This is a genomic window from Rhodoferax sp. GW822-FHT02A01 (genome assembly GCF_038784515.1).
Lineage (GTDB): Bacteria > Pseudomonadota > Gammaproteobacteria > Burkholderiales > Burkholderiaceae_C > Allorhodoferax.
On the sequence record NZ_CP152376.1, the window covers coordinates 2,994,694 to 3,009,301 of the forward strand.

The 14,608-nt window shown below is 60.5% G+C and carries 10 protein-coding genes; 2 read left to right on the forward strand and 8 right to left on the reverse strand.

Translation table 11 applies throughout. The annotated features are described in order from the left end of the window. Nucleotides 1-26 precede the first annotated feature (26 nt). Nucleotides 27-764 carry a sulfite exporter TauE/SafE family protein gene (locus AAGF34_RS14070; protein ID WP_342621095.1) on the forward strand — a complete coding sequence of 246 codons (738 nt, stop codon included), beginning with the start codon at nucleotides 27-29 and terminating at the stop codon, nucleotides 762-764. Here the strand turns inward: AAGF34_RS14070 and AAGF34_RS14075 are convergent. After that, nucleotides 761-4,903: a response regulator gene (locus tag AAGF34_RS14075; protein WP_342616355.1), complete on the reverse strand. Its 4,143-nt coding sequence runs from the start codon at nucleotides 4,901-4,903 to the stop codon at nucleotides 761-763. The two genes, AAGF34_RS14070 and AAGF34_RS14075, sit on opposite strands and share 4 nt — an antisense overlap. Nucleotides 4,904-5,268: 365 nt before the next feature. Between AAGF34_RS14075 and AAGF34_RS14080 the strand changes: the two genes are divergently transcribed. Next, the gene (locus AAGF34_RS14080; RefSeq protein WP_342616356.1) at nucleotides 5,269-6,210 is read left to right on the forward strand and encodes a TIGR02285 family protein; all 942 of its coding nucleotides are present in this window, start codon (nucleotides 5,269-5,271) and stop codon (nucleotides 6,208-6,210) included. Between the two features lie 39 nt (nucleotides 6,211-6,249). Here the strand turns inward: AAGF34_RS14080 and nadB are convergent, their stop codons facing one another. The 7 genes from nadB to AAGF34_RS14115 are packed head-to-tail and all read right to left on the reverse strand — an operon-like array spanning nucleotide 6,250 to nucleotide 14,608. After that, nucleotides 6,250-7,833: an L-aspartate oxidase gene (gene nadB, locus AAGF34_RS14085; RefSeq protein ID WP_342616357.1), complete on the reverse strand. Its 1,584-nt coding sequence runs from the start codon at nucleotides 7,831-7,833 to the stop codon at nucleotides 6,250-6,252. A 15-nt stretch (nucleotides 7,834-7,848) separates the two neighbouring features. Beyond that, nucleotides 7,849-8,988: a quinolinate synthase NadA gene (gene nadA / locus AAGF34_RS14090; protein WP_342616358.1), complete on the reverse strand. Its 1,140-nt coding sequence runs from the start codon at nucleotides 8,986-8,988 to the stop codon at nucleotides 7,849-7,851. An 8-nt stretch (nucleotides 8,989-8,996) separates the two neighbouring features. Beyond that, nucleotides 8,997-9,887: a carboxylating nicotinate-nucleotide diphosphorylase gene (nadC, locus tag AAGF34_RS14095; protein ID WP_342616359.1), complete on the reverse strand. Its 891-nt coding sequence runs from the start codon at nucleotides 9,885-9,887 to the stop codon at nucleotides 8,997-8,999. Nucleotides 9,888-9,939: 52 nt separating this feature from the next. After that, the gene (locus AAGF34_RS14100; protein ID WP_342616360.1) at nucleotides 9,940-10,788 is read right to left on the reverse strand and encodes a 3-hydroxybutyryl-CoA dehydrogenase; all 849 of its coding nucleotides are present in this window, start codon (nucleotides 10,786-10,788) and stop codon (nucleotides 9,940-9,942) included. 46 nt (nucleotides 10,789-10,834) lie between these two features. Next, nucleotides 10,835-11,725 carry a DMT family transporter gene (locus tag AAGF34_RS14105; protein ID WP_342616361.1) on the reverse strand — a complete coding sequence of 297 codons (891 nt, stop codon included), beginning with the start codon at nucleotides 11,723-11,725 and terminating at the stop codon, nucleotides 10,835-10,837. 40 nt (nucleotides 11,726-11,765) lie between these two features. Beyond that, the gene (locus AAGF34_RS14110) at nucleotides 11,766-12,914 is read right to left on the reverse strand and encodes an FAD-dependent oxidoreductase (RefSeq protein ID WP_342616362.1); all 1,149 of its coding nucleotides are present in this window, start codon (nucleotides 12,912-12,914) and stop codon (nucleotides 11,766-11,768) included. Next, on the reverse strand, nucleotides 12,911-14,608 hold the full coding sequence (locus AAGF34_RS14115) for a thiamine pyrophosphate-binding protein (RefSeq protein WP_342616363.1): 1,698 nt from the start codon (nucleotides 14,606-14,608) through the stop codon (nucleotides 12,911-12,913). Before AAGF34_RS14115 ends, AAGF34_RS14110 begins: the two co-directional genes overlap by 4 nt.

Sequence of the window (14,608 nt, forward strand, 5' to 3'; positions counted from 1 at the left end):
GGAACCCTAACCTTGGAATCGTTATGTTGATTGCTCTTATCTTTATCGCGGGCGCCTGGGCTGGCTTGCAAAACTCGTTGGCCGGAGGTGGCTCATTCGTCACACTGCCCATGCTGATCATTTCTGGCATGTCGCCGCTGGCGGCCAACATTACATCGACGGTTGCACTCTTTCCAGGACAAGTGACCTCAGGCCTGGCAGGACGGGCGCTGGTAACCGGCGCAGGCAAGCTTTCCTTTCGTGCGCTATTTGGCATCAGTATCCTGGGTGGGGCGCTGGGCGGCCTGCTTCTGCTCAACACGCCTTCCAGCGTATTTGCCCGACTGGTACCCTGGCTGGTGCTGTTTGCCACAACCGTATTCGCCTGGGGAAGTCTCTTTCGCAAGATCCGCAGCGGCTCTGCACATCTGGGCACGGTGGGGGCCGGTATTGCGCAGTTCTGCATTGCCATTTATGGCGGCTACTTCGGCGGCGGAATTGGTATTCTCATGATGGCCGCGCTGACCATGGCGGGCTTGCCCACCCGCAATGCGGGTGCAACCAAGAACGCATTGGCCAGCGTCATGAATGCTTCAGCCGTCTTGCTGTTCATCACCTCGCCCCAGGTGCATTGGCTGGAAGCCGTGGTGCTGAGCTCAGGCGCCATATTGGGTGGACTCATGGGGTCCTGGGCGTTGCACCGGGTCAATGAAAAGGTGCTGCGCGTGGCCATTGTCTGCATTGGTGTGGTGTTGACCATCGGTCTGTTTATGAAGCCAATTTAGGCTGAGTCGCTTCCGCTTGCAACGCTCTCCAACAGCGTTGCTGCGGCTTCAAAATCGAAATTTTGCAATGCAGTCTCAAATGTTTCGAAGCTGTCCTCCATGCAGCTCTTGAGTGTTTGTCGGTACATCTCCAGTATTTCCAGTGCGTAAGGGTCGTTGCTCTTTACGAGGTGCTCCAGGTCCTGCATCAGCTCCGTGGCTTGTTCCTGTGGCAGAACGGCTTGATCTTGTGGACGCTGCACTTCTTCCGGCATGGGCGGAAGAGCCCGATTCACGGACGCGATCAGCGCTGAGAGTTGCTGTGTCGTTGCATGCAGTGACAGCTCGAATTCGTGGGACTCCACATTGCCTTTGCCCAGCAATGTCTCCAGCTCGGCAGTTGCCTCGTACAAATCCACGGCACCCAGATAGCCCGCTTGGCCTTTGAGGGTATGGACCTGTCGCTCCGCGATGGCAACGCGCTGGGATTGCAGCGAAAGGCGGATCTCGTCCATGGCACTGCTCTGGGTGGAGGCGAATGTTCTCAGCGTCTTGAGATACAGGCCCTGGTTTTGACCCATGAGCGCCACGCCACGCTCGATGTCCAGCCCGGCAATGCGCAGCGGCAATTCAATAGGCGGCAGGTCCGAATCCGGCATGGAATCCGTTGATGGGGCTGGCTTGCTGGTCTGACCCAAGCCTTCCCGCGGTGCAATCCAGCGCAACAGGCTTTGCCACAGCTGCGCAGGCAGGATGGGTTTGGTGACAAAGTCATTCATGCCGGCCGCAAGGCAGCGATCGCGGTCCGCCTGCATGGCACTGGCGGTCATGGCCACAATGGGCAACTCCTGGGCACTGTGGCGCTGGCGCAGGTGCTGTGAGGCCGTGACGCCGTCCATCACGGGCATTTGCATATCCATGAGCACCAGGTCGTAGGGCCTTTGTAGTTCCACACTTTCTTCCACGCGGTCAAGGGCAGCACGACCGTCTGCGGCCATATCCACTTCAAAGCCAGCATCGGTCAACAATTCGATTGCCACTTGTTGATTGAGTACGTTGTCTTCCACCAGCAGGATGCGGGCACCGCGCACGGCCCGCAATGCAGCTTCGAGTTCGTTCCCCTTCTTGATGACGCTGGAGTGCTGCAGTCTGATCGACGGTACAGCGTTGCCCGTGAGCTGCATCATGGTGTCCACTAACGTGGAGCCATTCACTGGTTTGGCAAGAACGTACTCCACACCCAGCAGCTCGGCGCTCTTGACCAACTCCTGGCGCCTGTACGCCGTAACCATGAGGATGAAAGGAAGCTGCTGAAGTTGCAACGCCTTGATGGCACGAATGGTTTCCAGCCCATCCATCCCAGGCATAAGCCAATCGATCAACACGTAATCAAACGGCTGACCTATGGAGTGGGCGGCCTTGATCATCTGCAATGCAGATTCACCGCTGTCAGCATGACGCGTAGCAAAGCCCACTTCACCCAGTATGTTGAGAAGAATCTGTGCTGCATCCTTGTTGTCGTCGACCACCAGCACGCGCCTTCCGTGCAGGTCAATGGTCAGCGCAGGCATGGAGTGACGACTGTTGGCGACGATTCCCAGTCTTGCGGTAAACCAGAAAGTGGAGCCCTTGCCATATCTGCTGGAGACGCCCACTTCACCGCCCATGCCCTCGGCCAGTCTTTTGCTGATGGCCAGCCCCAAGCCGGTGCCACCATATTGGCGTGTGGTGGAACTGTCGGCCTGCGTAAAGCTCTGGAATAGTTTGGGCAATTGCTCTTCCTTCAATCCTATGCCGCTGTCACTGACCTCAAAGCGCACCACGGCTTCTGTGGCCGTCGCCTGCGCCAATTGGACATGGATACGAATCTGTCCTCTTTGCGTGAACTTGACCGCGTTGGTGGCGTAGTTGACCAGGATTTGACCCAGGCGCAACGGGTCGCCAATCAACGTTCCCGGTACATTGCGCTCCACGCTGCAAAGCAATTCCAGCCCCTTGACATCAGCCTTTTCAGCGATGAGATTGACCACGTTCTCTATCACCCCTTCCAGCTCAAAGGGAACGTGCTCAATTTCCAGTCGACCCGCCTCAATTTTTGAGAGGTCCAGTACGTCGTTGATGATGCCAAGCAGGTGCTCCCCCGAGTTCTTGATCTTGACCAGATAGTCGTGAACGCGTGCGGGAGAAGCGTTCTTCAGTGCAAGTCCCGAAAGGCCAATGATGGCGTTCATTGGTGTGCGGATTTCGTGGCTCATGTTGGCCAGAAAATCGGACTTGGCGCGTGTCGCGTTCTCTGCAACCAATTGCGCACTCTGTATACCCAAGAACAGCCGTGACATCCTGTCGGCGATCATCACCTGATCACACAGCAGAGACACTAGACGCACCTCGTCGTCGGTAAATATCTGGCCGACCGGTTTCATCGCGCACAACAATCCAGCCACGTTATCTTCATGGTTCAGTGGCAATGCCAGCAATCTACCGTTACCCGCGGAATGCAGTTTTTCCAATATGGGGTCGTTGGTTACGGATACATCATTCAACATGTCAAATTGCAGAACATCGCCCACGCGCAAGTCGGAGCAGAACGATCGGGCAGGTATCTTCGTGGGGAAGGCCTTTGACAATGCATGCGTCTTGTGCGAGCGTTCAGGCGCGGCAGAGGCCAGACTGATGACGTTTTCACGGATGAGAAAGATGGTGACGTAATTCGCCTCGCAAATTTTTAGAGCTTCAAATGTGGCTCCTTCGTATATGCGCTGCAGATTGTCAATGGACTTGCCGATCAGTTTGAGCAACAGGGAAGTCGAGGCCAGACCCTTGGAGTAGATCTGGTTCTTCGCAGCCATTTCCGATCTGATCTTCTCGCGTTCCCTGGCAGCGCGCTCCACCTGATCAAACGTGTGGGTCCAGATGGATGGAACCTTGGGTTTGTTGGGATTTCTATTCGCGTTCAGCCGATCGAAGTAGTCAGCCAGCAACATTGCGGGAAGCACATATTTTTTGTTTTGGATAAAGGCCAGCGCGAACAGGCAAAGCACGGATGCAAGCGGAAGTGCCAGAGTGGGTGCAAGCCTTTTCACAAGCCTTGCATGCACTTCGGCATCCGGCACCTGCAGCAGCAATGTCCATTTCGTTCCATCAATGGGCAGTTTGAACCAGGTGGCATCACTGCCCACGTATTCCGATTTGTCGGATGACGTAATCTGCTTCAGTGGCGTGGATGGGATCAGGTCTGAAATATGAACGATGCTGCCGGTTTTTTTGTTGGTGCTGACACTGTCTGCCAATATGACTCCCGAGTCATTCACGACGAAGGCTCTTCCGATTTCAAGAGGTCGTTCTGACAGGACATTGTTCAGTATGCTGAGGGTCACGTCGGCACACAGCACCCCGATGTAATTGTCATTGGAGTACACGGGCGCAAGAAGCGTAACCGTCATGCCTGCCCCCAAGGCATCCCAATAGGGATCCGTCCATATATCGGCACGCTTGGGGTTGTTGATTGGTCCCGCAGTAACCAGCGGGCGGATGCCACTGGCGTCAAATATCGTATCAATGGCCGCTGAAATGCTGTTGGTATCCGTTGTCTTCAGCAGCTCCTGCCGCGACTGAGCGGGATACGTAAGCCACCATTGCTTCTGTGCGTCATAGTAATGACTCCTCTGAAAAAACCTGTGGTACTCATGCATTCCATCCGCCTGGAAAATGGAACTGCTGATGGCCGACACGTCGCGCTTGAACGTCTCTTGATTCAGTTTCGCCTGGGGATTGATGGTGATCGAGCCAATGTGCTTACGCAAACTGCTTCGGGCGTTGTCCCACGGTGAGTCCTCAGGTGAGCCCAACGACGCGCTGGCAATTCTTGCCGAATAACCCGTGTCCGTCAGCTCCGGGTTGTCCAGGCGCGTCTCGGCAATATGGCGCATCACGTGGATATGTGACTTGGCGACGTCCAGCGTACTGGCCAGCAGGATTTGCATCTCGTCGCCGTGTGAGCGTAATTCGGTCAGTACATTTGTCTTCTCGGTTTCCGCTGTATTCCATCCGAATAGAAAGGTGCCTGCCGTCAGAAAGATGATGCTATAGAAAAGTGTTTTCTTGTAGCGGCTGCCCAATACCTTGGCTTGGGTTTGCATAGGCAATGTTTCTGACTTCATGTTCTGTTCCTTAAGAGGAGAACGCGTTGGTACTTTGTCCTCCTGCCTCGAGATGGGGTTTGACGCCTCCGGATTGGTGGATGCATCAGTGCGTCAAGCAGGACTGGCACAACCTTCAGAAAGGCAGATGGGGCGTTCATCGCACCCGACCAAATCGAACCCGAAGCGACCGACGAATTAAAGGAGATTGCCGCTCGCGCTACTGTAAAAAGCGCTTAGCAGTTGAGTCGGAACTGGCGATGAAAGTCCGGCCCTGCAGACGCAGAAGTCGGTCAGGGCGCATGAATATCCATTAAGCTGGTTTTACATTGGTCCAACGTGCCAAGGCCTCTAATGCAGTCATTGCGTTTTCAGGGAAGCACTCCATGCACAGTTTGATATCCATTCGTTTGTCGAGACCTACTCCGAATTCGTGGCGGTTGTTGATTGGTCTGTGCCTGTTTATTTGTTTGCAGATTCCTCTGAAGTCTGGTGCGGCAGAGAAGCCCCGCATGCTGTGGATGGTGCAGGACGTTCCGCCCGGATTCATATTGGTCAATGGCAAACCCACCGAAGGCATTTTTGACAAGGTCATCCAACTGGTGACAGATGATTGGCCTGAAGTGGAGCACGACTTTGTTGAGGTGACCATCCCGCGCGGTCTGGCCAATTTGTCGGGTGGTGTGGAGTCGTGCTTCGCCGGAGTGCTCATGACCCCCGAGCGTGAGACATTTGCGTATTACTCGCTGATGTATCAGCTTGTGCCGCTTCAGTTGATCGTGCGTCCCGAAGCCATCTCCAGGATCCCAATGAACGCCCTTGGAGAGGTATTGCTGGAGTCTCTGTTGGGCAGGGCCGACGTGCGTGGAATCATCGAGCCACAAAGAAGCTATGGACCACTCGCTGACGCCTATTTGAGGCGGCGTGGTCCTACGCTGGGCATCAGCAATGCGATTCGATCCGACTCGGGAGCCAGCACCCTCAAGATGCTGATGCTCAACAGGGCGGATTACACCTTGGAATACGACTTCATCCTGGCGTACCAGCAGGCCCGCAGCCCCGAGTTGAAAGCCTCAGGTCTACGGGCGCTGCCCATCGCCGGCTCCACCGGACCGCTGGTTGGTTTTGCTTGTCCGCGTACCGATTGGGGGCGACGGGTCATCAAGAAGATTGATGCGTTGATGGTCAGGAATTCCAGGCGACCGGAATATCTCAATTCGCAAAACAGATGGCTCACACGCGAGACTGTCAAGCATTACAAGGCGTCGCAAGATGCTTTCTTTCGTCAGCGCACCAAGCCGACTGATCCCGCCAAATATGCGCAGTAGCGGTGAGGCGGTTGGTCGTACTGGAGCGGACGGAGAGTCTTAAGACTTGCCAAACATCGGCGACAGGATGGTGGGTAGCGCCTGCTCCAGCTTGTCGGGATAGTCCAGACTGAAATGCAAGCCGCGGCTTTCATGCCGCAGCCGTGCGGATTGCACGATCAGGTCAGCCACCTGCAGCAAGTTGCGCAACTCCAGCAAATCGCGGCTCACATGGAAGTTGGCGTAGTACTCCTGGATCTCGGAGTGCAGCAGCGCAATGCGGTGGGCAGCGCGTTCCAGCCGTTTATTGGTGCGCACAATGCCCACGTAGTCCCACATGAAGCGGCGCAACTCGTCCCAGTTGTGCGAGATCACCACCGCCTCGTTGGCGTCGGTTACCTGGCTGTCATCCCAGGCGGGCAGGGCGCCGGGCTGGGGCAGTGCAGACTGGGTTATGGCTTGGGTGGCCGAGCGCGCAAACACCATGCATTCCACCAGGGAGTTGCTGGCCAGCCGGTTGGCGCCGTGCAGGCCAGTGCAGGCCGTCTCGCCAATGGCGTACAGGCCCTGGAGGTCGGTGCGGCCCGACAGGTCGGTGATCACGCCGCCGCAGGTGTAATGGGCTGCAGGCACCACCGGGATCGGCTGGTTGCTAATGTCAATGCCCAATTGGGCGCAGCGCTCCAGGATGTTGGGGAAGTGCTCCTGCAGGAATGCGCGGCCCTTGTGGGTGATGTCCAGGTAGACGCAGTCCAGCCCGTGTTTCTTCATCTCGTAGTCGATGGCACGTGCCACCACATCGCGTGGCGCGAGTTCTGCGCGCGGGTCGTGTGCGGGCATGAATCGCTCACCATTGGGCAGGCGCAGCAGTCCGCCTTCGCCCCGCACCGCCTCGCTGATCAAGAAGGACTTGGCCTCGGGGTGGTACAGGCAGGTGGGGTGGAACTGGATGAACTCCATGTTCTGCACGCGGCAACCCGCGCGCCAGGCGGATGCAATGCCGTCGCCAGTGGCGGTGTCGGGGTTGGTCGTGTAGAGATAGACCTTGCCCGCGCCGCCCGTGGCCAGAATGGTGTGCGGTGCGCTGAAGGTGTCTACCATGTCCCGCACACCGTCCAGCGCATACAGCCCCACACACTGCTGGCCGGTTTTGCCCATCTTCTGATGGGTGATCAGGTCCACCAGCATGTGGTGGTTGAACACGGTGATGTTGTCGGCTTGCAGTACCTTTTGAATCAGCGTCTTCTGCACGGCAGCGCCGGTGGCATCGGTCACATGCACGATGCGTCTTTCGCTGTGCCCGCCTTCACGGGTCAGGTGCAGGGCGCCGTCTTCTTCGGTAAACGGCACGCCCAGCTCCATCAACCAGCGGATGGATTGCGGTGCGTTCTCCACCACGAACTGGGTCGCCTCCACGTCACACAACCCCGCACCTGCGGTGAGCGTATCGCTCACATGTGCGTCAAAGCTGTCGGTGTCCGCCATGACGGCGGCGATGCCGCCCTGGGCCCAGGCACTGGCGCCCTCGTTGAGTTCGCCCTTGGTGATCAGGGCCACGCGCAGGTGACTGGGCAACTGCAGTGCGGCGCTCAGGCCGGCCAGACCGCTGCCGACGATCAGCACGTCAAAGGAATGGTGTTTCATGAAATGCCTTGCGCTTCAGGCAGCGCCGATGTTGGGGACCAAGCCTGCTGCGGCTTGTGGGTTCGCCTTGTTTGCGGTGAAGTCCAGCATGCGGTCAATGCACTTGCGTGCCTGCAGCCCCAAGGCTGGATCGACTGCGATGTGGTTGCTGTTGCTCTCCAGTACCTGGGCCAGCCCTTGCAGGCTGTTCATGGCCATCCAGGGGCAATGTGCGCAGCTCTTGCAAGTGGCACTGTTGCCAGCGGTAGGCGCTTCGATGAACACCTTGTCCGGGTTGAGCGTGCGCAGTTTGTGCATCAGGCCGTTGTCGGTGGCCACGATGAATTCACGGGCATCCATCTCGCGTGCTGCCTTGAGAATGCCGGAGGTGGAGCCGATGGCATCCGCCAGCGCCAGCACCGAGGAGGGGCTCTCCGGATGGGCCAGTATTTTTGCCTGCGGATGCGCCGCCTTGAGGCCTTCGAGCTCGAAGGCCTTGAACTCGTCATGCACGATGCATGAGCCATTCCACATCACCATGTCGGCGCCGGTCTCGCGCTGAATGTAGGCGCCCAGATGCCGGTCCGGCGCCCACAGAATCTTCTTGCCCTGCGCGGTGAGGTGGTTGACCACATCCAGTGCGCAACCGGAGGTCACCATCCAGTCGGCGCGTGCCTTTACAGCGGCACTGGTGTTGGCATACACCACCACGGTGCGGTCCGGGTGCTGGTCGCAAAATGCGCTGAACTGCTCCACTGGGCAGCCCAGATCCAGCGAACAGGTGGCCTCCATCTCGGGGACGATGATGGTCTTCTCGGGCGAGAGGATCTTGGCAGTCTCACCCATGAAGCGCACGCCGGCCACCACCAGCGTGCGGGCTTTGTGGTCGCGCCCGAAGCGGGCCATCTCCAGCGAGTCGCTCACGATGCCGCCGGTCTGTTCGGCCAGGTCCTGCAGGTCCGGATGTACGTAGTAGTGCGACACCAGTACTGCGTCGCGCGCGCGCAGCAACTCGGCGATGTGGGCCATCAGCGCCTTGCGCTCGGCGGCACTGGGCTCCACGGGAACGCGGGCCCAGGCGTGCTGAATCTTGGTAGTGCCCGAAACGGCGGCTACTGAGAAGTCGGGGATTTCATAGGCCACGCTTAGCGGCTGGCCGATTGTTGTGGTGCTCATGGTGCGCCTCAGAGTGCGTCAAAGCGCATGGAATAGTCGGTAGCCCGAACGTCCTTGGTCAGCGTGCCGATCGAGATGCGGTCCACCCCGGTCTCTGCCAGTTCGCGCAGGCCCTCCAGCGTGACACCCCCGGATATCTCCAGAATGGCAGGACCGATCTTGCGTGGTGTGCCCACGGTGCGGTTTAGCTCCACCGCCGCACGCAGGGTGGGCAGGTTCATGTTGTCGAGCAACACCATGGTGGCGTCGTGCTCCAGCGCTTCACGCAATTGGTCCAGGGTTTCTACTTCGATCTGGATGAAGGCGGCGCCTGCCGAATGCCCCTTGGCCTTGGCCAGCACCTGGGCTACACCGCCGGCTGCGGCGATGTGGTTTTCCTTGATCAGGATGGCGTCGAACAGGCCGATGCGGTGGTTGGCACCTCCGCCTATGCGCACCGCGTACTTCTGTGCCAGCCGCAGGCCCGGCAGGGTCTTGCGGGTGTCCACGATCTGCGTACCGGTGCCTTGCACGGCGGCCACGTACTGTGCTGTTTTGGTGGCCACGGCGCTGAGCATCTGCAGGAAGTTGAGGGCCGTGCGCTCTGCCGTGAGCAAGGCGCGGGCCGAGCCCTCCATTTCGAGCACGGTCTGGTTGGCGCTGCAGCGCTGGCCTTCTTCCAGATGCATGGTCAGGTGCACCTTGGGGTCCAGAGCGGTCAGGGCAGCCTTGACCCAGGGCAATCCGCACACTACGGCATCTTCGCGGGCGATGATGCGGGCGCGGGCGGTTTTGGCGCGGTCTATCAGATTGGCAGTCAGGTCGCCATGGCCCACGTCTTCCGCGAGGGCCATTTCGACGTCATGCCGGGCAAGTTCTGCGACTTGCCTGGTGTCCAACGGGATGATTTCGGTTTTCATAGGCGCGCAGCATAACGCCATTGGCGCCGCGCGGCGCGCCGGGGACATCGGATCAGTAGGTGTAGACGCCCCGTCCGGTCTTGCGGCCCAGGTGGCCGGCAGCCACCATTTCCTTCAGCAAAGGGCAAGGGCGGTACTTGCTGTCGCCGAATTCATTGAGGTAGACCTCCATCACCGCCAGGCACACGTCCAGACCAATCATGTCGGCCAGCGCCAGCGGGCCTATGGGCTGGTTGCAGCCCAGCTTCATGCCGGCGTCAATGTCTTCGGCAGTGGCCAGTCCTTCAGACAGCACAAAGAAGGCCTCGTTGATCATGGGCACCAGGATGCGGTTGACCACAAAGCCCGGCGCATTCTTCACCGTGATGGGCGACTTGCCCAATGCCTGCGCCAGAGCCTGCACGGCTGCGTGGGTGGCATCGCTGGTCTGCAGGCCGCGGATGATCTCCACCAGGGCCATGAGCGGCACCGGGTTGAAGAAGTGCATGCCGATGAATCGGTCTGGCCGGCCAGTGACGGCGGCAAGCTTGGTGATGGATATGGACGAGGTGTTGGAGGCGATGATCACCTCGGCGCCGACCAGCGCGTCAATCTGCTTGAGGATCTTGACCTTGAGGTCGTAGTTCTCAGTGGCAGCCTCGATCACCAACTGGGCACTCTTGAGGTCGTCGTACTGGGTGCTGATCTTGATGCGGCTCAAGGCGGCATCGCGCTGCTCGGGGGTGAGTTTTTCCTTCTTGATCAGGCGCTCCAGGCTGGAGCTGATGGTGGCCAGGCCTTTGCTGACCGCCGCATCCGAAATATCCACCATCACGACGTTGATGCCCGACACGGCGCAGGCCTGCGCAATGCCGTTGCCCATGGTGCCCGCACCGATGATGCCAACCGTGTTAATGCTCATGTTCAAAACTCCAGGTAAAAGTGGGAAAAGTCTGACCAAAGTTTAATCACTGGACCACCGCCTGGGCCGCTGAAATCGCAGGAACTTGCTTTGGCGCAGTAAATGCGCTGCCCGCAGCCGCCAGCATGGTCAGAACGATCGCCAGCCATTGCAGTGCGCTCAAATGTTCTCCCAGCACCAGCAGGCCCAGCAGCGCCGCCACGGCCGGCTCCATGCTGGTCATGATGCCAAAGGCGCTCTTGGGCAGGCGTTTAAGGGCAACCATCTCCAGTGAAATGGGAATGGCGCTGGACACGGCAGCCACGCCCACGCCGTAGAGCAGCAGTTGCGGCTGCAGCAGCGCGGCGCCTGCGTTCCACACCCCAATGGGCACCACCACCAGCGCCGCGACGCTCAGACCCAAAGCCACCGACTGCCCCGCATGCAAATGCCCCAGGCGCTTGCCAAACACGATGTAGGCGCCCCACAGCACTGCCGCACCTAGTGCAAACAGCACGCCCACCGGGTCCAGCGGCGCGGTACCCGGGTTCCACGGCAGCAGCAGCGCCAGACCGCAAACCGCCAGCAGCAGCCACAGGAAATCCACCGGCCTGCGCGACGCGTACATGGCCACGCACAAGGGGCCGCTGAACTCGATCGCCACGGCCAGCCCGAAGGGAATGGTCCGCAGCGACATGTAGAACATCAGGTTCATCAGCCCCAGCGCCACGCCGTAGCGCAGCACGGCCTTGGCATCGGCGCGTGCGAGTTTCCAGCGCCAGGGGCGCCAGAGCATCAGCAGCAACAACGCGGAGAAGCCCACGCGCAGCGCGGTGGTACCCAAGGAACCCACGAGGGGGAAAAGCTGTTTGGCAAACGAAGTGCCAATACCCAGAGCAGTGACGGAACCCAGCACGGCCAACAGCGGCACCAGGTTTCCAAAGCGGCGAAAAGTCATGAATGATGGAGCAGAGCCTGCGCAATGCGCAAAGCCCGGATCATCGCCGATGTGGCAAGCGCGCGGGCGACAGCATGGCAGCGTCCAGCCCGCAGGCTTTCAGATGCGCAGGCAGATCCAGCCCGCGCGCCAGTGCAGCGCAGGCCTCGCCCATGGCGGGTGAGGTCATGACGCCATAGCCGCCCTGGGCAGCGACCCAGAAGAAGCCCGGTGCCTGGGGATCAAACCCGCCCACCAGATCGCCATCGGCCACAAACGACCGCAGGCCGGCCCAGGTGCGGCTGGGGCGGCGGATTTGCATGGTGGTGATGGCCTCGATGGCATACATCGCCATGGCAATGTCCAGTTCTTCAGGTTGCACGTCCTGAGGCTCCACCGGATCGACGTTGGCAGGGGAGCCCAGCAGCAGCCCGGCGTCGGGCTTGAAGTACCAGTCTTCGCGGATGCCAAAGACCATGGGCCAGTGCCGCGTGGGCACGCCTTCGGGCGGTGCAAACAGCAGGGCCGAACGGCGGCAGGGCTGCAAGCCTATGGGCGGCACCTGGGCCAACTGCGCGATCTGGTCGGCCCAGGCGCCAGCGGCGTTGATCACCACTGCGGCCTGGTAATGCCTGCCACCGGCCTGAACCAGCCACAACCCGTTTCGCTGCTGCAGCACAGTCACTTCTGCGTTGCAGACCAGCTTGCCGCCGGCACGCGTCAGGCCGCGCAGATAGCCCTGATGTAGCGCATCCACATCCATGTCTTGGGCGTCGGGGTCCAATACCGCTCCCAGGATTTTTTCGGGGCGCAGCACCGGCACCAGGGCGCAGGCTTGCTCTGCGCTCAGCAGCTCGGCGCGCGGCGTAATGCTGCGCAGGCGGTCCCAGCACTGCTGCAACTCGGCTTGCTGATCGTGTTCGGCAATCGTCAGCGCGCCGCGTGGCGCCAGCAGAGGCACCTCGCAAAATCCGCTGGGCGGGGCCTGCAGAAAGGCCAGGCTGGCGTGGGCCAGCCGGTTCACCTGCGGGGTGCCGTAGGCTTCCTCAAACAACGCGGCCGAGCGGCCGGTGGAGTGGTAGCCGGGCTGCGACTCGCGCTCCAGTACCACCACCTGGCCGTGGGGTGCCAGCCAATAGGCAACCGATGCGCCCGCAATGCCGCCGCCTATGACCAGGTAGTCGCAGTGCAGGGGGGCTTCGGCCGTCATCGTGCTGCCTGCTGCGCCAGACCCTGGGCGCGCAGGCTGTCGAGCGTGGCGCTGGGGGTGATGGCCTGCGGGTCTATCAGGCAATGCAGCAGCGCAGGTTTGCCACTCTGGCGGGCACGCTCCAGCGCCGGGGCAAACTGCTCGGTGCGCTCCACCCGCTCACCATGGGCGCCATAGGCAAACGCCAGTGCGCAAAAGTCGGGGTTCTGCAGTTCGGTGGCGTACACGCGCGCTGGGTAGTTGCGCTCCTGGTGCATGCGGATGGTGCCGTACATGCCGTTGTCCAGCAGGATGATGATGATTGGCAACCCGTACTGCACCGCGGTGGCCAGCTCCTGGCCGTGCATCATGAAGTCGCCGTCGCCGGCAAAGCAGACCACGGTGCGTTCCGGGTAGAGCCGCTGCGCACCGACTGCGGCGGGCAGACCGTAGCCCATGCTGCCGCTGGTGGGCGCCAGCTGCGTGCCGTACTGGCGAAAGCGCCAGAAGCGGTGCAACCAGATGGCAAAGTTGCCCGCACCGTTGCACAGGATCACATCCTGCGGCAACACCTCCCGCAGGTGCGCCATGACCGGCCCCATCTGTAGCGCGCCCGGGTGCGTGCGGTCATTCACATCGCTCCAGGCCAGGTAGTCGGCGTGTATGGCTTTTGTCCATGCCGACCACACACGCGCAGTCGGCGGCGAAAGGCGGGCCAGCTCCTGCACAAAGCCCTGGGGTGACGCCGTAATGGCCAGGTCCGCCTGGTACACATGGTTGAGCTCGTCCGGGTCCGGGTACACGTGCACCAGGGTCTGCTGCGGCACCGGGATGCCCAGCAGTGTGTAGCTTTGCGAGGGGACTTCCGACATGCGTCCGCCCAGCAACACGATCAGGTCGGCCTCTTGCAGGCGCGCCAGCAGTTTGGGATTGATGCCCAGACCGATGTCACCGGCGTAGCAGGCGTGTTCGCCCGCAAACAGCATCTGGCGCCTAAACGAGCAGCCCACCGGCAGCTGCCAGGCTGCGGCGAAGTCGGCCACCCGCTGCGCCGCTTCTGCCGACCAGCGGCTACCGCCCAGCACCAGCATGGGTTTCTGGGCCTGCGCCAGCAGCTGGGCAAACTGCTGCAGCTGCGCAGCGCTGGGGCTGGCTTCAATGGTGGCAAATGCGCGCGGTGCACGCGTTGCTTGCGGCTGTTCCACCAGTTCGGTCAGCATGTCTTCCGGCAAGGCGATCACTACCGGTCCGGGACGGCCCGAAGTGGCGATATGGAAGGCGCGCGACACCAGCTCGGGGATGCGGGCCACGTCGTCGATCTCGGTGACCCACTTGGCCAGCTTGCCGAACACGCCGCGGTAGTCCACTTCCTGAAAGGCTTCGCGTTCGCGCATGCCGCGCTCGATCTGGCCCACGAACAGAATCATGGGCGTGGCGTCCTGCATGGCGATGTGGATGCCGGCCGACGCATTGGTGGCACCCGGTCCCCGGGTCACCATGCAGATGCCGGGCTGTCCAGTGAGCTTGCCGTGGGCTTCGGCCATCATGGCCGCACCACCTTCCTGGCGGCACACGGTCACCGCGATGGATGTTGCATCGTGCAGCGCATCCAACACCGCCAGGTAGCTTTCACCGGGGACGCAGAAGACATGGGCCACGCCATGGGTTTGCAGTTGTTGCACGAGCAGCTGGCCGCCGCTCAGGGTTGTTGTCAT